25 protein-coding genes and 1 other annotated feature are annotated in these 20,719 nt (G+C 47.4%); of the genes, 24 read left to right on the top strand and 1 reads right to left on the bottom strand.

What is annotated here, in order from left to right; translation table 11 throughout:
• Window positions 1-59: 59 nt before the first annotated feature.
• From DESLBE_RS15655 to DESLBE_RS15640, 4 genes are read left to right on the top strand one after another with little or no spacing between them, the layout of a single operon-like run.
• Window positions 60-716, top strand: coding sequence for a cobalamin-dependent protein (locus DESLBE_RS15655; RefSeq protein WP_005808169.1), 657 nt, complete (start codon window positions 60-62; stop codon window positions 714-716).
• On the top strand, window positions 713-1,720 hold the full coding sequence (locus DESLBE_RS15650; RefSeq protein WP_015942622.1) for a uroporphyrinogen decarboxylase family protein: 1,008 nt from the start codon (window positions 713-715) through the stop codon (window positions 1,718-1,720). Before DESLBE_RS15655 ends, DESLBE_RS15650 begins: the two co-directional genes overlap by 4 nt.
• Window positions 1,713-3,023 carry a GAF domain-containing sensor histidine kinase gene (locus DESLBE_RS15645; protein WP_005808172.1) on the top strand — a complete coding sequence of 437 codons (1,311 nt, stop codon included), beginning with the start codon at window positions 1,713-1,715 and terminating at the stop codon, window positions 3,021-3,023. The genes DESLBE_RS15650 and DESLBE_RS15645 overlap by 8 nt, the downstream gene beginning before the upstream one ends.
• Complete coding sequence (locus DESLBE_RS15640; RefSeq protein ID WP_005808174.1) at window positions 3,016-4,401, top strand: sigma-54 dependent transcriptional regulator; 1,386 nt, start codon at window positions 3,016-3,018, stop codon at window positions 4,399-4,401. The genes DESLBE_RS15645 and DESLBE_RS15640 overlap by 8 nt, the downstream gene beginning before the upstream one ends.
• Here DESLBE_RS15640 and DESLBE_RS15635 read toward each other — a convergent pair whose 3' ends face one another.
• A complete protein-coding gene (locus tag DESLBE_RS15635) occupies window positions 4,402-4,953 on the bottom strand; it encodes a hypothetical protein (protein WP_005808176.1) in 552 nt (183 codons plus the stop codon).
• 388 nt (window positions 4,954-5,341) lie between these two features.
• Here DESLBE_RS15635 and DESLBE_RS15630 point away from each other — a divergent pair, with 388 nt between their 5' ends.
• The 20 genes from DESLBE_RS15630 (at window position 5,342) to pheS (ending at window position 20,709) form a co-directional block, all read left to right on the top strand.
• The gene (locus DESLBE_RS15630) at window positions 5,342-6,544 is read left to right on the top strand and encodes an FtsX-like permease family protein (protein WP_015942623.1); all 1,203 of its coding nucleotides are present in this window, start codon (window positions 5,342-5,344) and stop codon (window positions 6,542-6,544) included.
• Window positions 6,545-6,552: 8 nt separating this feature from the next.
• The gene (locus tag DESLBE_RS15625) at window positions 6,553-7,266 is read left to right on the top strand and encodes an ABC transporter ATP-binding protein (RefSeq protein WP_011458970.1); all 714 of its coding nucleotides are present in this window, start codon (window positions 6,553-6,555) and stop codon (window positions 7,264-7,266) included.
• Window positions 7,267-7,297: 31 nt separating this feature from the next.
• Window positions 7,298-7,753, top strand: a complete 456-nt coding sequence (locus tag DESLBE_RS15620) for a DUF4418 family protein (RefSeq protein ID WP_015942624.1) — start codon at window positions 7,298-7,300, stop codon at window positions 7,751-7,753.
• A 49-nt stretch (window positions 7,754-7,802) separates the two neighbouring features.
• Window positions 7,803-8,120, top strand: coding sequence for a cytochrome c (locus DESLBE_RS15615; protein WP_015942625.1), 318 nt, complete (start codon window positions 7,803-7,805; stop codon window positions 8,118-8,120).
• 34 nt (window positions 8,121-8,154) lie between these two features.
• Complete coding sequence (locus DESLBE_RS15610) at window positions 8,155-8,388, top strand: hypothetical protein (RefSeq protein WP_005808185.1); 234 nt, start codon at window positions 8,155-8,157, stop codon at window positions 8,386-8,388.
• Entirely contained in the window at window positions 8,372-8,818 is a 447-nt protein-coding gene (locus tag DESLBE_RS15605) for a Rieske 2Fe-2S domain-containing protein (RefSeq protein WP_005808186.1), read from the top strand. Before DESLBE_RS15610 ends, DESLBE_RS15605 begins: the two co-directional genes overlap by 17 nt.
• On the top strand, window positions 8,790-9,458 hold the full coding sequence (locus tag DESLBE_RS15600; protein WP_172625442.1) for a cytochrome b N-terminal domain-containing protein: 669 nt from the start codon (window positions 8,790-8,792) through the stop codon (window positions 9,456-9,458). Before DESLBE_RS15605 ends, DESLBE_RS15600 begins: the two co-directional genes overlap by 29 nt.
• Before the next feature lie 12 nt (window positions 9,459-9,470).
• On the top strand, window positions 9,471-9,866 hold the full coding sequence (locus DESLBE_RS15595) for a cytochrome b subunit of the bc complex (protein WP_015942627.1): 396 nt from the start codon (window positions 9,471-9,473) through the stop codon (window positions 9,864-9,866).
• 57 nt (window positions 9,867-9,923) lie between these two features.
• The gene (locus DESLBE_RS15590; protein WP_015942628.1) at window positions 9,924-10,463 is read left to right on the top strand and encodes a hypothetical protein; all 540 of its coding nucleotides are present in this window, start codon (window positions 9,924-9,926) and stop codon (window positions 10,461-10,463) included.
• Between the two features lie 52 nt (window positions 10,464-10,515).
• The gene (gene nosZ / locus DESLBE_RS15585; RefSeq protein ID WP_011458974.1) at window positions 10,516-12,414 is read left to right on the top strand and encodes a Sec-dependent nitrous-oxide reductase; all 1,899 of its coding nucleotides are present in this window, start codon (window positions 10,516-10,518) and stop codon (window positions 12,412-12,414) included.
• Window positions 12,415-12,500: 86 nt separating this feature from the next.
• Window positions 12,501-13,100 carry a hypothetical protein gene (locus DESLBE_RS15580; protein WP_015942629.1) on the top strand — a complete coding sequence of 200 codons (600 nt, stop codon included), beginning with the start codon at window positions 12,501-12,503 and terminating at the stop codon, window positions 13,098-13,100.
• A complete protein-coding gene (locus DESLBE_RS15575; protein ID WP_144677476.1) occupies window positions 13,081-14,586 on the top strand; it encodes a NosD domain-containing protein in 1,506 nt (501 codons plus the stop codon). The genes DESLBE_RS15580 and DESLBE_RS15575 overlap by 20 nt, the downstream gene beginning before the upstream one ends.
• Window positions 14,583-15,125 (top strand): nitrous oxide reductase accessory protein NosL, encoded by a 543-nt coding sequence (locus DESLBE_RS15570; RefSeq protein ID WP_015942631.1) that lies wholly within the window; start codon window positions 14,583-14,585, stop codon window positions 15,123-15,125. Before DESLBE_RS15575 ends, DESLBE_RS15570 begins: the two co-directional genes overlap by 4 nt.
• Entirely contained in the window at window positions 15,126-15,962 is an 837-nt protein-coding gene (locus DESLBE_RS15565; protein ID WP_005808202.1) for an ABC transporter permease subunit, read from the top strand.
• A gap of 11 nt (window positions 15,963-15,973) precedes the next feature.
• Window positions 15,974-16,885 (top strand): ABC transporter ATP-binding protein, encoded by a 912-nt coding sequence (locus DESLBE_RS15560; protein WP_015942632.1) that lies wholly within the window; start codon window positions 15,974-15,976, stop codon window positions 16,883-16,885.
• A gap of 40 nt (window positions 16,886-16,925) precedes the next feature.
• Window positions 16,926-17,059: a sequence feature (ribosomal protein L20 leader region), on the top strand.
• A gap of 21 nt (window positions 17,060-17,080) precedes the next feature.
• Window positions 17,081-17,596: a translation initiation factor IF-3 gene (gene infC / locus DESLBE_RS15555; protein WP_026198832.1), complete on the top strand. Its 516-nt coding sequence runs from the start codon at window positions 17,081-17,083 to the stop codon at window positions 17,594-17,596.
• Between the two features lie 20 nt (window positions 17,597-17,616).
• A complete protein-coding gene (gene rpmI, locus DESLBE_RS15550) occupies window positions 17,617-17,814 on the top strand; it encodes a 50S ribosomal protein L35 (RefSeq protein ID WP_005808207.1) in 198 nt (65 codons plus the stop codon).
• A gap of 106 nt (window positions 17,815-17,920) precedes the next feature.
• The gene (rplT, locus tag DESLBE_RS15545; protein WP_005808209.1) at window positions 17,921-18,283 is read left to right on the top strand and encodes a 50S ribosomal protein L20; all 363 of its coding nucleotides are present in this window, start codon (window positions 17,921-17,923) and stop codon (window positions 18,281-18,283) included.
• 57 nt (window positions 18,284-18,340) lie between these two features.
• Complete coding sequence (locus DESLBE_RS15540; protein ID WP_015942634.1) at window positions 18,341-19,156, top strand: RNA methyltransferase; 816 nt, start codon at window positions 18,341-18,343, stop codon at window positions 19,154-19,156.
• A 530-nt stretch (window positions 19,157-19,686) separates the two neighbouring features.
• Window positions 19,687-20,709, top strand: coding sequence for a phenylalanine--tRNA ligase subunit alpha (gene pheS, locus DESLBE_RS15535; protein ID WP_015942635.1), 1,023 nt, complete (start codon window positions 19,687-19,689; stop codon window positions 20,707-20,709).
• Window positions 20,710-20,719: the final 10 nt, after the last annotated feature.

The following is a 20,719-nucleotide window of genomic DNA, read 5'->3' as shown; positions in this document are numbered from 1 at the left end:
CGGGAGAAATAAAAGGATTAGAAAGGAAAGGGATAACCCCATAGAAAGGAGGTAAAGACTTGCACAATGTCGCTGACCTGGTCGAAAACGTCATACAAGGGAATGCTAAGGAATCTGTTTCGATCGCCAGGGATTTATTAGCCAAGGGTTATCGGATAAATCAATTAGTCGAAGGACTGACAACGGCTTTGGACTCCCTTGACGCCAAATGCAATATGAATCAATTTAATCTGCTGGAAATCTTGTTGGCGGCCAGAGCAATGAAAGAAGTCGTCGATGAGGTAGTGTGCCCGGAGATGGAAAAATTGCCGGCCGAGTTTGGCCCTCTCCAGTTAAAAGGAGTATTCGTCATGGGGACAATTCAAGGAGATATCCATGACTTAGGGAAAAACATTGTCACGACCCTCTTAAGAACGGTAGGCTATAAAGTGATCGACTTAGGTAAAGACGTTTCTCCTGCTCAATTCGTCATGGCTGCTAAAGCAGAAAAGGCAGACTTTATCGGAGTGAGCAGCCTAATCTTTTCTTCAGCGGCGGTTATTAGGGAGATAAAGAGGTTGCTAAGGGAAGAGAAGATGTCGGATATTATGGTGATAGCTGGGGGAGCTGCTGTTAAACAATTAGGAAAAGAGGATCTCGATGTGGACATGATAGCAAAAGATGCCTTTGAACTGATCAGATTTCTCCAGGCTCATGAAGGGAATGTTGCGGAGTGAATAGTTTACAAAGGCTAGAGGCTGCTCTGGCAGGCCATGCTTTTGATGAGGCACTTTGTATTCCGTTGGTATTTGGCGGGGCAGCTTTTTTAACGGATGTAAAATTAAAAAGATATCTGCAAAACGGAGAAATTTTGGCACAATGTCAATTAGATTCACAGCAGAAGTTCGACTATGATGCGGTTTTTGTCTATGGCGATAATTGTATTGAAGCAGAGGCTTTGGGATCAAGAGTATATTTTCCGGAAAATGCTTATCCCTATATTGAAAAATATCGACTGGAGGATCCCAGGCAATTAAAAGACTTACCGGATTTCAACCCTTCGACAGATGGCAGAATGCCGGAGTTGCTGAGGGCTGTCGCGCTTCTCAAGACCGAACTGGGAGATAGCCTGCCTATTGCCGGGGTGGTCTTGGGACCGATGAGCATTGCCAGCCAGTTGATGGGACTGGAAAGACTTTTATACCTCTTACTTGATTCGCCTTGTGAATTTGCAGACATAATAAGATTTGCTTCCGGAATCACCTTAAAAGCCGGTTTGGCCCTCCTTGCTCAAGGCGCCCATATCTCGGCAGTAATCGATCCCAGCGCTTCCCAAAGCATTCTGCCCAGCGAGATGTTTGGCCGCTATTTATTACCCACTATCCGTGATATCTTCTCCCAATTCAAAGGGGCGGGGGCGATGGCTTCCTGGTTGGTGATCACGGGAAACAGCCAAGGGCTTTTGCCCTACTATCGCCAATGCGGAGTGGATATTGCGGGTATAGATTATGAAGTGCCGTTGGCAGAAGCACTGAAGTGGGAAGGAGACTTTTTGATATCCGGAAATATTAAACCATATCGCTTTGTCAATCAAACACCTCAGGAAATCATCCGTGAAGGCAAAGAGTTAATAAGTCTGGCAGCCGGCAGGAGGTTTATTTTAAGCTCAGGCTGTGAAGTGCCTTTAGATACCAAGCCGGAGAATCTTGCTGCATTGATTAAGGCGGTTAGGGATGTGTGATAGGATGGATGTAAAGCAAAATACGGCCTTATCTTCTGAAGAAGAACTAAAAAAACAGATTGCTGCCCTTCACAAAATAAACAATATGACGGGTTTTTTGCCCATAAAAATAGAAGAGCTGCTGCCGGCCATCAAAGAAGTGATGGAAGATATTTTTGCTGATTACCAATGCAATTTCAATATATTTCCCAAAAGACATGGTTGCAACAGGTTGGAGCTAGGGGACTGTAAGGCGATACGGGATCAGTTGCCGATGATTTCTGATCAGGATCAGACTTGTCCCTGTTGTACCGGAGAAGCTTGCCGGGGCATTTTTCATTCCCATGTTTGTGTGCCCTTGGTTTCAGGTAAGGAAGTATTTGGAGTGATGACCCTTAAAAGCCTCCTTAAGGTAAGATTAAGCCGGGATTCGCTAGAAATGCTCTTAGCCATTGCCAACCAAGTGGCGGCGACCCTTCAGCGCTCTCAATTATTGAATCGCCTGGCCCAAGAGAAGAACAATCTTGAAGAGGCTAATCAAGAAATCACTCAGCTCAATAGGTCATTGTTCGACACCATTAAGGAGCTGGAAAAGACTCAGCGTCAACTGATTTATTCTGAGCGGTTAGCCGCTGCAGGTAGATTAGCAGCTAACCTTACCCACGAGATCAACAATCCCACTGGAATCATTTTGTCCAGGTTGGAATGGCTCCTTTTAGAGGCTCCGGAAACAGAATTGCCTGAAGAGGTCGTCAAAGATTTGCTGGTTATCAAAAAGCATACAGAACGGATCGCTCAGACCACCCGAGGATTGCTCTCTTTTTCCAGGCGAACGAAAAATGAAACAACTTTAGTTGATCTTGAGAATTTGATCAAGGAAACGGTGGTTTGGCTGGAAAGACAGTTTTCCCGCAAGGATATCATCATTGTCCTCAACCTTAGCCGCCTGCCAACCGTTATCGGCAACAAAGACCAACTGGAGCAAGTACTTGTCAATATCTTGACCAATGCCAAAGATGCCCTGCCGGAAGGAGGCAAGATCAAGATTACCACGAAATATGATACCGAGAAAAATAATGTTCAAATAGATATTGAGGATAATGGCACGGGAATACCGGAAGACATGATGAATAGTATTTTTGACCCCTTTTTTAGTACAAAAGAAAAAGAGCTGGGCACAGGGTTGGGATTGCCGATCAGCTTGACCATTATGAAAGAGCATGGCGGCTTTCTGCGCATGGAGAGCACTCCCCATGAGGGCAGTTGCTTTAGTATGATTTTACCCTGTGTACCGGAGAACCAGGAGGGTGATTTGAATGAGTGAGGATCGACATATCGTTATCATCGACGATGAACCGGATATGCTGGAAACCTGTGCCAGGGTTATCCATCGGATGGGCTATAAATGTACGACCTATGAAGATAGCTGCGAGGCTTTGGAGGAGATTTACAGGCTGCAGCCTGACCTGATCATAACCGATATCAAAATGCCTCAATGCGATGGCTTTGAAGTCCTGGAAAAAGCTAAAGTATGTACTCCCAAGGCCAGAGTCATTGTGATCACAGGGTATGCTTCGGTGGACTCAGCTGTACAGGCCATGAAAGAAGGGGCCTACGATTATCTCTCCAAGCCCTTCCCCATCGAACAGCTGCAGCTGACCATCAATAAGGCCCTTCAACATATCGCCTTAACAGAGGAAAATCAACTGCTGCGGGCTCAGCTACAGGAAGGTTTGAACACTGATAATATTATTGGCGCACGGGGAGGACTGCAGGATGTCTTTGAGACGATTGGCAAGATTTCCAATAGCGATGCGTCCATCCTTATCCTGGGAGAAAGCGGTACAGGGAAAGAAGTTATCGCCCGGGCTATTCACAAAAACAGCCGGCGTTCTACAGGGCCCTTTATTCCCGTGGATTGTGCGTCCTTACCGGAAAATTTATTAGAGAGTGAATTATTTGGTTATGAAAGAGGAGCCTTTACAGGGGCGAACACGACCAAGCAGGGTTTGTTGGAAATGGCCCATGGGGGAACTCTCTTTCTGGATGAATTGGGAGAACTGACCCCGGCCATGCAGGCCAAGCTTTTAAGAACATTGGAAGAACGGGCGATCCGAAGAGTTGGAGGCAATCGCTTGATCAATATCGATATTCGGGTTTTGGCCGCTACCAATCGTGATTTGGAAAAAGCAATCCGGGCCAAAGAATTCAGAGAAGATCTCTATTATCGAATCAACGTCATTACCCTCAAGCTCCCTGTCTTGCATGAACGGCAGCAGGACATTCCCTTGCTGGTCAATCATTTCTGTAAGAAGTTTTCCCAGGATATGAATAAGAAGGTAAGCGGCTTCACTCCCGAGGCCATGCAGGCCATGAAAAGCTATGCCTGGCCGGGGAACATCCGCGAACTGCGTAATGTTGTGGAAAGGGCCATCTCCCTATCGGGATCAGAGATGGTTGAAATTTCCGATCTGCCGGAAAAAGTCATTGGCGGACAAAAAAAGATTCTCCCTGAGCAGGAGAATCTGGGAGCCTTTTCTTTTCACGAGGCTAAGGATATTTGCTTGAAGAGATTTGAGATGGAATACCTTAAGGAACTTTTGGACAAACATCATGGCAATATTACTCAAGCGGCCAAATCAGCCGGGATGGATCGCAAAACAATCCATAGGCTGATCAATAAGTATGATTTGCAGAGGTAGTTAAGCCTCTAGATCGTCGATAAGAATGGTGTACTCTTTGGCTTCCGTAGCTATGCCATCTTGATCTGTGGTGGGAGGAATAGTTAAGTGCAATTCTTTCACAGAGGTGACTTCCTTTTCCTTGATAGGAAAAGTGATAAAGCCCTGCTGCACCCGCTGAGGAGGGTAGGTCCCGCCTAAAGATGAGGTCAAGGTGAGATCCGGCGAAGCAATTTCCTTGCCGTCGATGGTCATTTCGAAATCCTCGGGATAAAATAGGACATCTTTATCGGAAGTGTTTCCGATCTCTATACCTAAAGCGATTTTACCCAGGGGGGCATCTGGGTCGGGATCGGTGTTTCTTACCAAACTGACATTGATAATTCTCAATTTCATAGTATCTAAATCAACGATCTTATTGAGCTCCATGGTTTTGCTGAAAACCTCAATTTCAGGCTTCTCTTGGGGTGTGATAGGGGCAGAGCCGGGCTCTTGGCCTGAGGAGCAGCCGCTGACAAAGAGAACCAGGCTTGCGGCAAGACTGAAGATGATTTTAATTGTTGCTTTTCCCATAAATAAAACCTCCTTATGATTAGGCCTAAATAAGAAAACTCTTGCTTTTGAGCAGGAGTTTTTTTATTGCTCAGAGACCTCCTTAGATTTTAATGCAAATAGCGTACCAACTTAATTTTAGATAATCTGCCGCTATGTCCGAGGATAAGAGAGCATAGTGAGACATTTCTGGGACAATCGAGGGACATTGATGCCCCAACAGGACATAGCTTCGCTTCACAAAGATATCCCAAAACATTCACAGAACGTTCACATAGCTGCTGATAAGCAGTTTTAGTTTTGTTGGCACAATAATTGCAAAAACGAATTTAGTAACAATCTTCTCAAGCTTCTCGATGACAAAGGTATAGTCTTAGCACTAGGCAACATTGGGCATGGAGGTGAAATGATGTTTGCAAAACTAATTTGGCGGAATGCCAAAAGACGGCTCTGGCAGCAGGGGCTCACCCTGTTTGTCGTCGTAGCCTGCGCTGCCGCCCTGACAGCCGGGATACTGTTGGTCTGGGGCATTGAGAAAGGGGGCCAAAGTGCCGTCGATAATCTGGGAGCGGATGTTATGGCTATACCGGCGGATGCCCACCTTGAACCAGGTCAGGTGCTGTTTACCGGGGCTCCTGCCAATATCTATATGAATTCAGAAGTATTGAAGGAGATTGAGAAGGTGCCCGGTGTGGAAGCCATATCGGCACAATTCTTCAGCCAGACGCTTAATCAGGGCTGTTGCAGCCTTCCGGAAGAATACCGGCTGGTTGGCTATGATCCACAGACGGACTTTCTGATCAGGGACTTATTGGCGAAGGGAGTGGGCAGGGATTTAAAGAACACGGAGGTTATTGTGGGCGGGAATGTGCCTGCTTTTCTAGGGGACCGGGTGGTGGTTTTAGCTGAACCCTTTGATGTTGCCGGTTACCTGGAACCCATGGGAGGAAGTATTGACGACACGATCTTTGTGCCCATTGCAACGGCCCGGAGACTGGCCGGAAAAAGTCCCTATTTACAGGAATATTGGCAGGAGGCCGGGAGCCCGGAACAGTTGGTTTCGTCGGTATTGATTAAAACAAAAGATGGGGCTGATCCGAATCAAGTTGCCAAAGCTATCGATAGGATCAGTGGAATTAAAAGCGTGGCAGCAGGGAAATTATTTTCCGAACTTAAAGAAGAATTGCTCGTGATTAAAGAAATTCTGCGTTTGCTGGTGGTCATTATTTGCGGCATTACCATGGCCTCCCTGGCGTCACGCTATTCCTCCCTGGTACTGGAGAGACAGCAGGAATTGGCTCTGTTGCGGGCACTGGGAACGGAAAGAGGGAACCTATTTAAGCTGGTCATGCTGGAAACCCTTTGCAGCGGACTGGCGGCTGCAGTCATGGGATGCCTGGCTGGATATGGCTTGGTTCTTTATCTGGCAAAGTCCCTGAGCAAGCACAGCTCCTTCCCCTTCATGCTGCCTGGGGCGGCTCAGCTTTGTGCCGCTGGCTTGGGGATTATCGCTTTTGTTCTTCTCATCTGCTGTTTAGCCGCCTTCTGGCCGGCCAGAAGTTCGTCACGCTTGGATCCCGTAACCGCTCTAACTGAAGGAGAGCTGAGGTAGGGGGTACTATGGAAATATCGTTAAAAAACATTACACACTACTACCGGGATGGGACGGGAGATCAGGTTACCCCCCTAAGAAACATTGACTTAACTATGAGGAGCGGGGATTCTCTCGTGCTCTATGGGCCGTCAGGTTGTGGCAAGAGTACGCTGTTGTTTATCCTGGGTTGCCTGTTAAGACCCTCGGAAGGACAGGTGGATATAGACGGGCGTTCCCTCCTCCACTATGGGGAAAAAGAGTTAGCCGAATTGAGAAATCGGAAGATGGGCTTCATGTTCCAGGCGTGCTATCTGCTTCCCACCTTGACCGTCAAGGAAAATATCATGCTTCCTTTCTGGATTCAGGGAGGGAAAGCAAGGGATGGCAGGACGGAAAAGAAAACGGTTGAGCTTTTGCTGGAACAGCTGGAGTTGACGGAACGGGCTGATTTTTTACCTTATCAGTTAAGCGGCGGCCAGAGGCGCCGGGTGGCTATGGCCAGGGCTTTGGCTAATGACCCGGAGGTGATTCTGGCTGATGAACCCACGGCGGAACTTGATGAGGAGAAAAAGGACTTTGTGGGAAAGTGGCTGGGGGAGCAGGCCGGAAAAAAGAAGATTGTTGTGGTTGCTACTCACGATCCGCAATTAGCGGTTTATGCCGGACGGGTTTATAGCTTAAGTCAGGGGCAGTTACAGGAAAAGATTTTGGGAAAGGGAGCCGTTTATAGCTCAGGATAGGCGCTATCCAAGTGATGGTGAGGTTAAATGAATGGAGGTTAAACTTTTGAACGGAAAAGTAACTAAGGTTATTGGCGGTTTGGGGGCGGCGCTGGGTCTATTGACCGCCTTGACTCCGTTCCAGCTTGCCCCGGTTTGTCAACGATTGTTGGAACTAACCTCAGGCAAGATGACCCATATGCGCTGCCATTATACAGGCCAAGGGGAGGTGTTTTTAGGCATAGTCGTTGTTTTGGTCTCCTTGATCTATCTGTTCAACACATCCATTCCCGCTCAAAAAGCCTTGGGTGGTGTGCTGATGATTTTGGGGTGTGCTGTAATTATCCTGCCTACAAATCTGGGAATTGGCGTCTGCATGAACCCGATGGAGTGCCATACCACCGCCAGAGTTCTCTATGTCCTGGGAAGTTTGACAATAATTGATGGGTTGGTTGCGGTCTTCCAGGAAAAGCTCCCTGTTTCGCCTTCTAAAGACATTAAGGCTTGATCAAGGAAATTTGCTCCTCTTAGAGGATGGACAAAGGAGGTTGAATCATTTGCGGGGGTTGGTCACCGGAAAATTAAGCAAGGCTTTAGGGCTCAATATGGTTGTCGTTGGTTTGGTAATGGGATTTGCTCTTTTTGCATCCTATGCTGTTCCTCTTCCGGAAAAAGCAGAGGCCGCAGGGCAAGCAGGATATCTTACCTTTCAGTCGACCTGCACAGCCTGCCATACCGTGGATACTGTGCAGAATTATCAAGGTTCTTCCACTTGGCCGGAAATTATTGGCTTGATGAAGGGCTATGGGGCTTTCATGCAAGAGGAAGAGGAAGCAGAGATTCTTCAGTATTTGGAGGAAGCTTACCCCAGATAAAGTAGGGTTCTAAGGAGGAATGGGGGATTAAAGTATGAGTTTTTTTAATGAAGAAGGGGATAAGGAAGGTTTTGTGGTTTTGGCACTGGGAATATGGGCGGCCATAACTCTGGTCTTCATGATCGCCAGGAGCTGGGCAGCAGGAAACGCCTATTGGGTAGCCATTTTTATGGGGTTAATTTGCTTTGCAGCCGCTTTTTCAGTTTATACATGGAGAGTTTTGATTCTGGACCGTAAAGGGGGTATGGAAAATGGAGAACAACAATAAAGGGGAAATATCAAGACGCAAATTCCTCGGCATCATGACCGGGGTACCCTTGGTTTTGAGTGTGGGAACCCCCGCAGTTGCAGTAGGAAAGATGATCAGTCCCCCCGAGGCCTTAAGGCCCCTTCCTCCGCGAATGGCAATTCTCAAGGAAGATGAACTTTTGGAGAAGCCCAAAGAAATCATCTATGATGGCCTTCCCGCTATGATCTTCAAAAAAGGCAATGAATATCGGGCCTTTTCCAGGGTCTGCACCCATCTCGGCTGCACGGTAATGTGGAATGAGGCGGAGAAACGCTTTGAATGCCCTTGTCATGGCGGCATATTCGATGAAGACGGGAATGTTCTGGAGGGACCGCCGCCCAAACCTTTAACCCGTTTAAGGGCCTGGGTGGAAGATGGTTATGTCATGGTGCAAAGGGAGGTTGTTTAGCGTGGCGATTGAACCTAAAGAGGTCGGAGTAAAAGACATGTTTAAGGAAATCGCTGAACATCCTGTCCCCAGGCATGCCCGTAATTTCATATTCTGTTTTGGCGGGATCTCCTTTCTGTTGTTCTTGGTTCAGGTTGTTACAGGTATCGTGCTGGCGGTTTACTATAACCCGACCATGGAAGGCGCCTATCAGAGCGTGATGTTTATCAATGATGAAGTTTTCATGGGCAAAGCTTTGCGTTCGGTTCATAACATTGCGGCTAACCTGATGCTGATTATGGTGGTTCTGCATTTCTTGCGGGTTGTGTTTACCGGCGCCTACAAGCCGCCTCGTCAGTTCAATTGGGTAGTGGGTGTGCTCCTGCTGCTTTTAGTTATTTTATTCTGTTTCACAGGCTATCTTTTGCCGCTGGATCAGGTGGGTTACTGGGCGGCAATTATCGGCACCAAGATATTGGGGTCAATTCCTATCGTCGGTGATCAGCTCTTGCTGCTGGGCCAGGCCGGAACCAAGATTACGGACCATACCCTGATGAGGTTCTTTATTATCCATATCGTAGTACTGCCGGTGGTTGTCATAGTGTTGCTGATTGCGCACTTTTTAATGATTCGTAAACAGGGGATTTCCGGTCCACTGTAGGAGGTGATGATAATGGACATCAATAAAAAGGAATTGGATAAGGATACGGTACCCTTTTTTCCAAACCATTTAACCACTGAAGTGAGTGTAGCCCTTGGTATTCTTGGCGTTGTTTTCTTTCTGGCTGGAGTAATCCCCAAGGACTTGGGGCCGCCGGCCAATCCTGTCATGACCCCTGCCCATATTGAACCGGATTGGTATTTTATGTGGCTTTTTGGTCTATTAAAGATTGTCCCTCAGCTTTTGGGCTTGCTGATTCCGGCCCTTCTGGTTGTAGGCGTCATCTTATTGCCATGGCTGGATAAAAGTACATCCCGCCGGCCTGAAGAAAGGCCATGGGTTATTATCGGAGCGGAGATCGTACTGATCCTAATGGTGGTTTTAACGTATATTGCCTTGCATTTTTGACACTGTCAGATTTTCTTTATTGTGGATTAGGAGTTGGACGCGTTTGGGGGTGAATCAATGACGGGAAACGGGCGGAATAATCCATCGTTTCACTTGCTTTCAATTTTTTGCATCTGGCTGGGGATGGGTTTCTTGGTAGGGATCACAGGGAGTGTAATTGCAGCACCCCATTATGTGCTGCCGGATGATCGTGAGGCTAAGCTGGTTTATGCATCAGGTTTGCAGCCTCAGCAGTCTGCAGGGACTCAAAGCAGCGAGCCCAGCGGTGCCTCAGGAACAGCCAGAGAAGGAGAGCTCTTTCTAAAAAAAGGCTGCACCCAGTGCCATGAAGTCAGTTATTACGGAATAGCCGGCGGTGTGACCGGTCCCGATCTTACCAAGGCGTATGGGGATGTGCCGGATCGTTTTGGAAAGACCCTCGCTGAGTTTTTACAAGAACCGGAAGGGACAATGGCTGAGATGTTTGTCAGAATGGATATTACAGATGATGAAAAAAATCAGGTTCTCGAATTATTAACGGCAGCCGGCGGAGAGACGGCCCAGCAACCAGCCGGTGAGGAGAATGAAAGTACGGAAAATACCAATAACCCGGAGTAAAGAGCGATATCGGCAATATAATAATGCAAATGTATAGGGAGGTTTTTAGCAAGTGGAAAAAGGACTGTTTAAGAAGATTGTATTGTCCCTGGCAGGGCTGCTGGTTGGCCTGGTCATAGCTGTTTACTTATCCGCCCAGCTTAATCCCGAGGCGGAGGCGGCTGCTGCCTTCGGCGGGAAAAATATATCTGTGGACGGAGTGCCTGACGATGTGGTGCAGGCGGCTCTGAAAACCTATGTGCCACCCGGTCAGCTGGATGAGTATTATATGTTTGCCTCAGGGGGCCATTCCGGTAATGTCTTCGTCTATGGTGTGCCATCCATGCGGCGAATTAGAACAATTCCGGTATTTACCCCCGAGTCCGCCGTGGGGTATGGCTGGACGACGGAATCCAAGGAAATGCTTGGCGAATGGAGCTGGGGGGATGTCCATCATCCTGCTTTGAGCGAGACCAAGGGAGATTATGACGGGCGCTGGCTTTTTGTCAATGATAATGCCAACAGCAGGGCCGCCCGGATCGATCTGGATTCCTTCAGGACTAGTCAAATTTTGGATATTCCTAATATTTATGGACCACACAGCGCTGTATTTATGACACCTAACTCCGAATACTTTATGCTGGGGTCCCGCTTTGCCGGACCGATACCCTATGGGACCTATTCTCCCATTGAGAATTTATCAAAAGATTATAATTGTGTTTTAGCAGCGGTAGCTATCGACCCCAATAATGGTGAGATGAGCGTGGGGTGGGAAGTGCTGATGCCCCCCTGGTCCTTCGATTTATCGGATGCCGGTAAGCTGGACAGTGAGGGCTGGGCCTTTCTGACGACCTATAATACTGAGGAGGCCTATGAGCTGCTGGAGGTCAATGCCTCCCAGCGGGAAATGGATTATGTGGTCGCTTTAAATTGGAAAATGCTTGAACAGGCGGCCAATGAAGGAAAATACAAAATAGTTGATGGCGTCAAAATGATTGATCCCCTGGATGTACCGGGCTCCGTCTACTTGGTCCCGGCTATGAAGAGCCCCCATGGTGTGGATGTCACACCGGATGGAAAGTATTTTATTGCTAACGGAAAAGTGGCTCCGGTAGCTACCGTATTCAGCTTTGAGAAATTCAAGGAATGCATTGACAACAAAGACTTCCAGGGCGAGGAACGAGGTTTCCCGGTTGTCAATTACGAGAAAGTAAGAGTGGCGGAAGTGCCGGTGGGCTTAGGACCATTGCATACTCAATTTGACGGCAACGGTTATGCCTATACCACCTTATTCATCGACAGTACTATTGCCAAATGGAGTCTGGACACCTTTGAGGTTGTCGACGTTACTCCGGTACATTATTGCCCGGGTCATCTGTGTGCTGCTGAGGGAGACACTGTCTCTCCGGACGGCAAGTATCTGGTCTCCTTAAATAAGCTGGCCAAGGATAAGTTCTTGTCCGTTGGGCCATCCCATCCCGAAAGCGCCCAGCTGATTGATTTAACCACGGATAAGATGAAAATCTTAATGGATGTTCCCACAGATCCTGAGCCTCACTTCGCTCAGATGATTAAAGCCGATAAGATTACGACCTGGGAAGTTTTTGAGAAGGATCCCAGTCAGCCGGGTGCTGTCTATGAGAAAGAAAATGCCCGCATTGAACGGGATGGCAACAATGTCACAGTCTATCAAATGGGCTTCCGCAGCCGCTATTACCCGGATCATGTGGAGGTCAATGAAGGGGATCATGTGACCTGGTATTTAACCAATACGGATTTCGATGAGGATATCACCCATGGCTTTGGTATTTGTCTGTATGACCTTAATGCGGAAGCACAACCGGGTGAGACGATAAAATTTGAATTTGTCGCCGATAAAGCGGGAGTCTATCCTTTCTATTGCACCAACTTCTGCTCGGCCCTCCATCAGGAAATGCAGGGCTGGTTTATTGTCAAACCAAAAGGCCTATAAAGCTCTCCAGAGCTTTATAGAAGAATCGAGAGGGATCCTTGCTCAGGGATCCCTCCCCCCCTAATCGATAGGAAAGGCGGTTAACCATGGATTTTGTAAGAAAGCTTTTCAAGGGAAACCTTAATCTCATCGGGAGAATCATGTTTGGTGCTGCCGGCTTAATTCTCTTAGCCTCTCTCTTTTTGCCTTGGTGGCATTTAGACTTGGTGGCACCCCAATATCCGGAGGGTTTGTCCGTGATTGTCTATCCGGACAAACTGGATGGCCGCATCGATATTATCAATAATATTAATCACTATATCGGCATGAAGTGGATCAGCGAAGAAGATTTCCCGGAATTTCAGGTTATTACTAAAGTTGCCTATGTGATCATTGGCCTGGCTCTTATTACCGCCCTGGTGAAAAAAAGGTGGCTTGCCTGGCTGACCGCCGGTCTGGGTGCTGTGGGAGGCATGATCGGGGTGTATGACCTATGGCGCTGGCTGCGGGATTATGGAACCCAGCTGGATCCCATGGCGGCAATTAAGATCGATCCCTTCACCCCGCCGATTATCGGCACCAATAAGCTTGCCAATTTTATTACCTACACAGGATTTAATTCAGGCGGATATTTGCTGGGACTGAGCATTATCCTGATGCTGCTGGCTGCTTGGAGGTTTAAGGAACATGAAAAGCAAAAAGAATAGGCGCTGCTTTTGGCTGAGTCTGTTTCTTTTCCTGTGGATCATTCCGTTATCAGCTCATGCCGCTACCCTGGAAGTTCAAGGAGGCGGCTCGGCGGAGAGTATTCAATCTGCCCTGGCAAGGGCTGCTCCCGGGGATACTATTCATGTTTATAGCGGGACCTACGTGGGAAAGATTGTGATCGATAAGGCGGTATCCCTCATCGGAATTGGTATGCCGATTCTTGATGGGGGAGGTGAAGGAGATGTGGTCAGCATTAAAGGGGATGGAGTGACCTTTAAAGGGTTTCAAGTCATGGGCAGCGGCAAAAGATTGCAGGACTCCGATGCGGGGATCAAGCTCTATTCCGCCGGCAATGTCATTGAAGATAACAAGCTGACCAATAATCTCTTTGGGATGTATCTGCTGAAATCTCCTCATAATACGCTCCGCAATAATACGATTATCGGCAGACCTGCCAAAAATAAGCTGCAAGCATCAAAAAAAGACGAGGCTGGGGAGGCCGGCACCTATGACATTTTGCCTAGTTTTGAAGGGGAGAGCGGTGACGGAATTCATCTTTTTGCAGCATCCCATAATTTGATCGAGAATAATGAGATTACGGATACCAGGGATGGCATCTACTTCAACTATGCTCACGATAATCGGCTTTTGTATAACCATATTGATGGGGTGCGCTACGCCATTCACTATATGTATTCTGATGATAATTACTTTGAGGGAAATATTGCGACCAATAATGTGGCCGGAGCGGCCCCCATGTACTCCAAAAGAATAACCTTCCGTGAGAATGTTTTCGCCTATAACCGTGGTCACCGCTCTTTCGGAGTGCTGTTTTCCAATTGCAACGACTGTCTGGCCGAGGGGAATGTTTTTTTCGGCAATACCAGGGGGGCGCTCTTCGATGTGTCCTACCACAATACCTTCCGCAATAATTTGGTAGCCGCCAACGATATCGGCATCGATCTGATTTCCAGTTCGGGATTCAATACATTTACAGAAAATAATTTTATGGACAATATGGAGCAGATCGCTTTCCGGGCAGGGAGGATTGGGGAGGGGAATGTGTTCTATGAGGAGGGGACGGGCAACTATTGGAATGACTATCGGGGATTCGATCTGGATCAGAACGGGATAGGTGATACGCCCTATCTGACAGGAGATATTTTTACTTATTTAATGAATAAAGCGCCTGCTGTGCGTCTTTTCTTAAACAGTCCCGCTGCTAAAGCTTTGGAGTTTGCCGAAAACATGTTTCCGGTTATAGAAATCCCTAAAGCTGAAGATGCATATCCTTTAATCAAGCCGGTGGCGATAGAGATTAATGGGCAGTTTCACATCGAGAAGAATCAGGTTTCCAATAAGGTCTTTGGTGCTTATTCCCTGCTTATGCTCCTCATAGCAGGGATGATAACCGCCCGGGCCTTTGGGGTGAGTTCCCAGGGCATTAAACGGGTGGAGAATTATTTGAGAGGAGGCCAAAAATGAGTCGCAAGATAATGGTGGTTTTGCTTTCTCTCTGGTGTTTATTCCTTACAGGATGTTCGTCAGGAGACGCTGCCGGGACTCCCCGGGAAATTGACCCTACTATTGATATTTGCCCCGTCTGCAGGATGAGTGTCATTGATGAGCATTTTGCGGCCCAGATTATTGACAGTCAGGGGCAAGTTGAGATTTTTGATGATATAGGATGTATGTCGATCTTTATGCGAAGATTGGAAGCGGGGGCACAGGATAGTATTTTAGCCACTTATGTCAAAGATTTCCAGAACATGGAATGGATCCAGGCCCAGGAGGCCTTTTATGTACAAGGCCGGATCGATACTCCTATGAGTTTTGGAATCGTAGCCTTTGCAGCCGAGGAGACGGCCCGGAAATTTGCCCAAGAGGTGGGAGGGAAACAGCTGACCTGGGAACAGGTTCTGACAGAGCCCTTAACCATCGGCTTGGATATAGAATTTAATCAGGAAGATTTTAATGTCCAGGACCTGGATACAGGAGAAATGCGGGAAGAGAGGGGAAATTAGATGCAGCTGATCAATGTAGTGACCATAGCAGAAAAGGAACTATTGGAATCCATACGCAGTAAATGGTTGGGTACATTTACCGTGGTTTTTGCTTTAATCGCCCTTCTGGTTTCTTTTTTTGGTTTGTCCAGTCTTGGGGTTGGTGGGCAGCAGGGATTTAACCGGGTCACGGCCAGCCTTTTGAATCTGGTGCTGTATTTGCTGCCCTTGATTGCGCTTGTGATGGGCTCGGCGACGGTAGCCGGTGAAAAGGAAGCCGGCTCCCTTCACGTTCTCCTCACCCAGCCCATTGATAAAGCTGAAGTCATTATCGGCAAGTTCGGCGGTTTAGCCCTGGCTTTAATTGCTTCTATTCTGGTTGGCTTTGGTGGGGCGGGAGTCGTGATCGCCTGGAAAACAGGGTCCATCAATATTACGGATTATCTGATGTTTGTAAGCTTATCTATGATTTTAGCCATGGTATTCCTCAGTATCGCTATACTCATTTCTGTCATCGTCTCGCGAAGAGCTCAGGGGATCGGTTTGGGGATTTTTATTTGGTTTTTAATGATTTTAGTTTATGATTTTTTAGCTATAGGGGTGGCGGGCTTATCCAATGTATCTGTTATTATCCCCTTATTGCTGCTGCTTCTGCTGGCTAATCCGGCCGATATGGTACGTGTACTGGTCATTTTGCAGCTTGGCGGTGAAGAAACCTTTGGACCTACGCTGGTCGCTTTGACGAGGATGCTCACTCAGGGATCGGGGGAACTTTTATTATATGGAGCCCTTCTGATTTGGATGATCATACCTCTCCTGATTGCGGCAATTTTGTTCGGCCGCAAACAGGATTATTAGGAGGGGATCCTATGGAAGTTATCAATACTTTAGAAGTGAAATATGCCCAGAAGTTTTATGGTCCGTTTCAAGCCGTTAAGGATATTAACTTAACAGTGGAAAAAGGGGAAATCTATGCCTTGTTGGGGCACAATGGGGCCGGAAAATCAACATTAATAAAAATGATTCTAGGGTTAGTAAAAGCCTCCGCCGGGATGATCGAAATTGAGGGGTTAAATTATGATGCCAAGAATAAGGAGATTAAGAAAAGGGTAGGTTATTTGCCGGAGAGAATGAATTTTTATGATAATTTAACGGCATGGGAGACGATATCGTTTTACGCCAAATTAAAAGGGATCACCAGGAAACGATGTGAAGAGGTGTTGGAACAAGTTGGGTTAAGGGAAGCAGAACACCGGAGAGTGGGGACTTTCTCCAAAGGAATGCAGCAGAGATTAGGCTTGGCCCAGGCTATTATCCACAAGCCCGATTTGCTTGTATTGGATGAACCCACAACCGGGTTGGATCCTATCGGCATCCTGGAATTAAAGGCAATGATTCGGAACTGGAACAAGGAAGGGACAACCATCTTATTTTCCTCACATAATCTTAATGATGTGGAAGAACTGGCCCAGCGGATTGGTATTATGAATCGCGGGGAAATGATTGCTCAAGGCAGCTTGGCAGAATTACAGGATAGGTTGGGTCTGCCCACGAAAATAAAAATAGATCTTGCTGTGATTCCGGTTGATTTAGAGGAAATACTCGTGGGAAAGCGAATTAAAACATTTCAGCTTGAAGAAAAAACTGTAAGCATTGATTGTCCAAAAGACAAGAAGACCCAAGTCATAACAGCTGTAATGGATGGGATGCTGAAAGTACTTGATCTGCGTTTGGAAGAACCGGGACTGAACAGTATTTATCAGAATATCATGGCAGAATAAATTATATTTGACAATCACCTCAGAACCCAATATAATGTTAATGTTCAAGTAGAAGCCATCCGCTTCTCACCTCATGGCTTGAGTCGATGAGGTATCTTCGGGTCCTGAGCCGCTGTGCTTGCTCATGATTTGTATGGAAGACGGGTGGAACTCTGCCCGTCTTTTTTGTGTGATTTTTTTTGGAGGTGGTTCGTTATTAGCAAGGATTTACGGATTAACGACGAAATCCGGGCCCGGGAAGTTCGTCTTGTCGGGGAAGAGGGAGAGCAATTGGGGATTGTCCAGCTTAGAGATGCTCAACGGATTGCTGCTGAGAAATCTCTGGATTTAGTGGAAATTGCGCCAACTGCTAAGCCGCCTGTTTGTAAGATCATGGATTATGGTAAGTACAAGTATGAGCAGGCCAAACGGGATAAAGAGGCCCGTAAAAAACAGAAGACCATGGAAATCAAAGAAGTTAAGCTTCGCCCTAATATTGAGGACCATGACTTCGAAACCAAAGCACGCAATGCCCAACGCTTTTTAAATGATGGGGATAAGGTTAAGGTCACGATTATGTTCCGTGGTCGGGAGGTTACCCATCCGGAACTGGGAAGAACTTTATGCCTGCGTCTAGCTGAGTTTTGTAAAGCTGAGGCTAATATAGAGCGTGATCCCAAGCTTGAAGGACGCAATATGATTATGATTTTAGCGCCTGTGAAACACGACTAACACGAGAGGGGGATATCCCAATGCCAAAAATGAAAACTCACCGCGGAGCTGCGAAACGTTTTAAGAAAACAGGTACGGGTAAAATTGTTCGTCATCATGCTTTTACAAGCCATATCCTGGAGAAGAAATCTCCAAAGCGTAAGCGTAATCTGCGCAAAGGTACTGTTATGCACAAAACCGATGCTAAACGCATTGCCCGCTTAGTTGCTTATCTATAAGATTGGCAGGGTCGGGGCGCATTGTGAGACAAGCTTTGTTCGGCATGAGCCGGGCAGATAAGAGATGAGAAGATGACAGAGATTAACATGTAAGGAGGTCTTCGCTATGGCCCGTGTAAAAAGAGGGGTAACGAAGCATCAACGTCATAAAAAAGTATTAAAGCTTGCTAAAGGGTTCCGTGGAGCAAAGAGCAAGCTCTACCGTCCGGCTAATGAGCAAGTCATGAAGTCCTTGGCTTATGCCTATGCTCACCGCAGAGATAAAAAAGGTGATTTCCGTAAATTATGGATCGCTCGTATCAATGCAGCTGCCCGTCTGAACGGATTAAGCTACAGCCGGATGATGAACGGCCTGAAAATAGCCGGAGTATCCGTCAACCGTAAAATGTTGGCTGATCTGGCTATCAATGATGCAGCAGCTTTCACCGAATTAGTCAATGTAGCGAAAGCTCAAGTGAGTGCGAAGTAAAGAATACATCAAAGGGTGCTGAGGCACCCTTTTTACATAGGGGTTTGGGGTGATGATATGCTGACCTCCTTGCAGAATGAGCAAGTCAAATATGTGGTCAATCTCCATAAGCGGAAGTTCCGTGAGGAGAACGGTGAGTTTCTGATCGAAGGCTGGCGCTTTGTGGAAGAGGGCCTTGCCCGGGGTGCTCATTTGACAAAGGTGTTCTTTTGCTCTGAATGCAAAAATGAATCATGGCCGCAGCTGGCGGAGGCCCTGAAAGTTAAAGGGGTACCGGTTATCGAAGTGGATGAACGGGTGCTTCGCAAAATGAGCGATACGGAAAATCCTCAGGGAATTCTGGCCGTTGTTAAGCAGTCCAGGTGGACCTGGGATGATTTTATAGAAATAGTTAATCCGGCGGGCAGGAGTGCCATACCCATGCTGTTGATCCTGGATGGAGTTCAGGATCCCGGCAACTGCGGAACGATACTGAGGACGGCCTTGGCTGCAGGGGTAACTCAAGTCTGTCTGACGGAAGGAACCGTGGATCTCTATAATCTTAAGGTGCTGAGGAGCACCATGGGAGCGATCTTTTCTCTGAACATAGTCACCCATTGCCAGCCGGAGGAGATTCTTAAGGTGTGCCGGAGCCATAAGATTCCTGTTTTTGTCGGCGATGTTGAGGGAACGGATCTTTATGAGACTCATTTTGCGCAGCCGATGGCTTTGGTTGTGGGCAATGAGGGAAACGGACCTTCCGCCGCCTTTCAGGGCCCTGGGGTGAAGCGGATTACTATCCCGATGAGCCATCAGGTGGAATCTCTCAATGTGGCGATGGCAACAGGAATTATTCTTTATGAAGTAAGGCGCAGAATGACCTCAACAACTTGAAAATAGCGGCTTTTGGACCAGGTTTTCTTGTAAACGGCCGCGGGTGGTGCTATAATTTCAATGAACAGGTTTAAGAATCCAGGCCGAAAGGTGGGCTTAACCATGTCACCCGCAGAGTGGTTATGGAAGATTTTTGAGGCAACCGGTTCCCCAAATGCCTACTTGCTGTATAGGCAGTACACTCTGAACAACAATCTGGCAATGAATAAGAAAATGCAATGATCAGGTTAAAAGGAGCTTTTCTTTTTCAGGGAGGTTAAGCCTAAGACTGAAAGCTTAACCAAGAGGAGTCCTCAGTTCCGGCTGATGCCGGAGGTGTTAAATTTCCCCTGTGAGTGGTTTGCTGAACTAAGAATTAGGTAAACCCGGTCTCCACCGTTAGCGGAGAAGGAAGCTGCGGCTCATCATTGAGCTGAACCAGGGTGGTACCGCGGGAGTTATTTCTCGTCCCTTTTATAGGGATGAGAATTTTTGTTTTTATATAGGATGGATTAAGTCAAAGGTTAAATCTTAACTTAGGAGGGTTTTCGTTGAAACAGGAAGTTCATCGTATTCAAGAAGAAACACTGGCAGAGCTTCAGCAGGTCTCGACTTTGGAAGCACTGCAGGAGCTGAAGGTTAAGGTTCTCGGCAAAAAAGGCTCCCTCACCGCTCAATTGCGGAAGATGGGCGGCTTAAGCCCGGAAGAGCGGCCGATTTTTGGTCAGGTGGTCAATGAAACGCGGGATATCTTGGAAGCGGCCTGGGTTCGTCGTGAGGAAGAGCTGTCCCAAGCGGCTATGCTGAAACAGCTGGAAGAGGAAAAGCTGGATATTAGTCTGCCTGGAGTAAGTCTGCCCCGGGGACATCAGCATCCTTTGACCAAGGTCATCGAAGAAATCGAAGAGATTTTTTTAGGGATGGGCTTCCAGATTGCTGAAGGTCCGGAGATTGAGAGTGATTATTATAATTTTGAGGCATTGAACCTGCCTAAGGATCATCCTGCCCGGGAAATGCAGGACTCTTTCTATATAACGGAAGAGATCCTTTTACGGACTCAGACTTCACCGGTTCAGATACGAACGATGGAGAAGCAGCGGCCTCAACTTCCGGTGAAGATCATCTGTCCGGGTAAAGTCTATCGGAATGATGATGATGCCACCCACTCGCCGATGTTCCATCAAGTGGAAGGATTGATGGTGGATCGGGGGATTCGTATGTCGGATCTTAAAGGAATCCTCTTAAGCTTCTCAAGAATGATGTTTGGGGAGTCCCGGGAGATTCGCTTGCGTCCCAGTTTCTTCCCCTTCACTGAACCCAGTGCCGAGGTGGATGTATCCTGCATGCTTTGCGGCGGAGCCGGCTGCCGGATCTGTAAAGGCACCGGCTGGATTGAGATTCTGGGCTCCGGTATGGTTCATCCCAGGGTTCTGGAAATGGGCGGCTATGACTCCAAAGAATTAACAGGCTTTGCTTTTGGTATGGGTGTAGAACGGATCGCCATGCTGAAGTACGGCATTGAAGATATGCGGCTTTTATTCGATAACGACTTGCGCTTTTTGCAGCAGTTTTAAGGAGGCAGGG

The sequence above is a fragment of the Desulfitobacterium sp. LBE genome, assembly GCF_007830365.1.
GTDB classification, from domain to species: Bacteria; Bacillota; Desulfitobacteriia; order Desulfitobacteriales; family Desulfitobacteriaceae; genus Desulfitobacterium; species Desulfitobacterium hafniense.
The sequence above is the reverse complement of the archived record's forward strand: the minus strand, read 5'-3'. Positions and strand labels throughout refer to the sequence as shown.

What these genes read in the sequence shown, in the direction of transcription:
- DESLBE_RS15645 (WP_005808172.1), top strand. Translation starts at nt 1,713, where the DNA reads ATGTGTGATAGGATGGATGTAAAGCAAAATACGGCCTTATCTTCTGAA.
- DESLBE_RS15640 (WP_005808174.1), top strand. Translation starts at nt 3,016, where the DNA reads ATGAGTGAGGATCGACATATCGTTATCATCGACGATGAACCGGATATG.
- DESLBE_RS15635 (WP_005808176.1), bottom strand. Translation starts at nt 4,953, where the DNA reads ATGGGAAAAGCAACAATTAAAATCATCTTCAGTCTTGCCGCAAGCCTG.
- DESLBE_RS15630 (WP_015942623.1), top strand. Translation starts at nt 5,342, where the DNA reads ATGTTTGCAAAACTAATTTGGCGGAATGCCAAAAGACGGCTCTGGCAG.
- DESLBE_RS15625 (WP_011458970.1), top strand. Translation starts at nt 6,553, where the DNA reads ATGGAAATATCGTTAAAAAACATTACACACTACTACCGGGATGGGACG.
- DESLBE_RS15620 (WP_015942624.1), top strand. Translation starts at nt 7,298, where the DNA reads ATGGAGGTTAAACTTTTGAACGGAAAAGTAACTAAGGTTATTGGCGGT.
- DESLBE_RS15610 (WP_005808185.1), top strand. Translation starts at nt 8,155, where the DNA reads ATGAGTTTTTTTAATGAAGAAGGGGATAAGGAAGGTTTTGTGGTTTTG.
- DESLBE_RS15605 (WP_005808186.1), top strand. Translation starts at nt 8,372, where the DNA reads ATGGAGAACAACAATAAAGGGGAAATATCAAGACGCAAATTCCTCGGC.
- DESLBE_RS15600 (WP_172625442.1), top strand. Translation starts at nt 8,790, where the DNA reads ATGTCATGGTGCAAAGGGAGGTTGTTTAGCGTGGCGATTGAACCTAAA.
- DESLBE_RS15595 (WP_015942627.1), top strand. Translation starts at nt 9,471, where the DNA reads ATGGACATCAATAAAAAGGAATTGGATAAGGATACGGTACCCTTTTTT.
- DESLBE_RS15590 (WP_015942628.1), top strand. Translation starts at nt 9,924, where the DNA reads ATGACGGGAAACGGGCGGAATAATCCATCGTTTCACTTGCTTTCAATT.
- DESLBE_RS15580 (WP_015942629.1), top strand. Translation starts at nt 12,501, where the DNA reads ATGGATTTTGTAAGAAAGCTTTTCAAGGGAAACCTTAATCTCATCGGG.
- DESLBE_RS15575 (WP_144677476.1), top strand. Translation starts at nt 13,081, where the DNA reads ATGAAAAGCAAAAAGAATAGGCGCTGCTTTTGGCTGAGTCTGTTTCTT.
- DESLBE_RS15570 (WP_015942631.1), top strand. Translation starts at nt 14,583, where the DNA reads ATGAGTCGCAAGATAATGGTGGTTTTGCTTTCTCTCTGGTGTTTATTC.
- DESLBE_RS15565 (WP_005808202.1), top strand. Translation starts at nt 15,126, where the DNA reads ATGCAGCTGATCAATGTAGTGACCATAGCAGAAAAGGAACTATTGGAA.
- DESLBE_RS15560 (WP_015942632.1), top strand. Translation starts at nt 15,974, where the DNA reads ATGGAAGTTATCAATACTTTAGAAGTGAAATATGCCCAGAAGTTTTAT.
- rpmI (WP_005808207.1), top strand. Translation starts at nt 17,617, where the DNA reads ATGCCAAAAATGAAAACTCACCGCGGAGCTGCGAAACGTTTTAAGAAA.
- rplT (WP_005808209.1), top strand. Translation starts at nt 17,921, where the DNA reads ATGGCCCGTGTAAAAAGAGGGGTAACGAAGCATCAACGTCATAAAAAA.
- DESLBE_RS15540 (WP_015942634.1), top strand. Translation starts at nt 18,341, where the DNA reads ATGCTGACCTCCTTGCAGAATGAGCAAGTCAAATATGTGGTCAATCTC.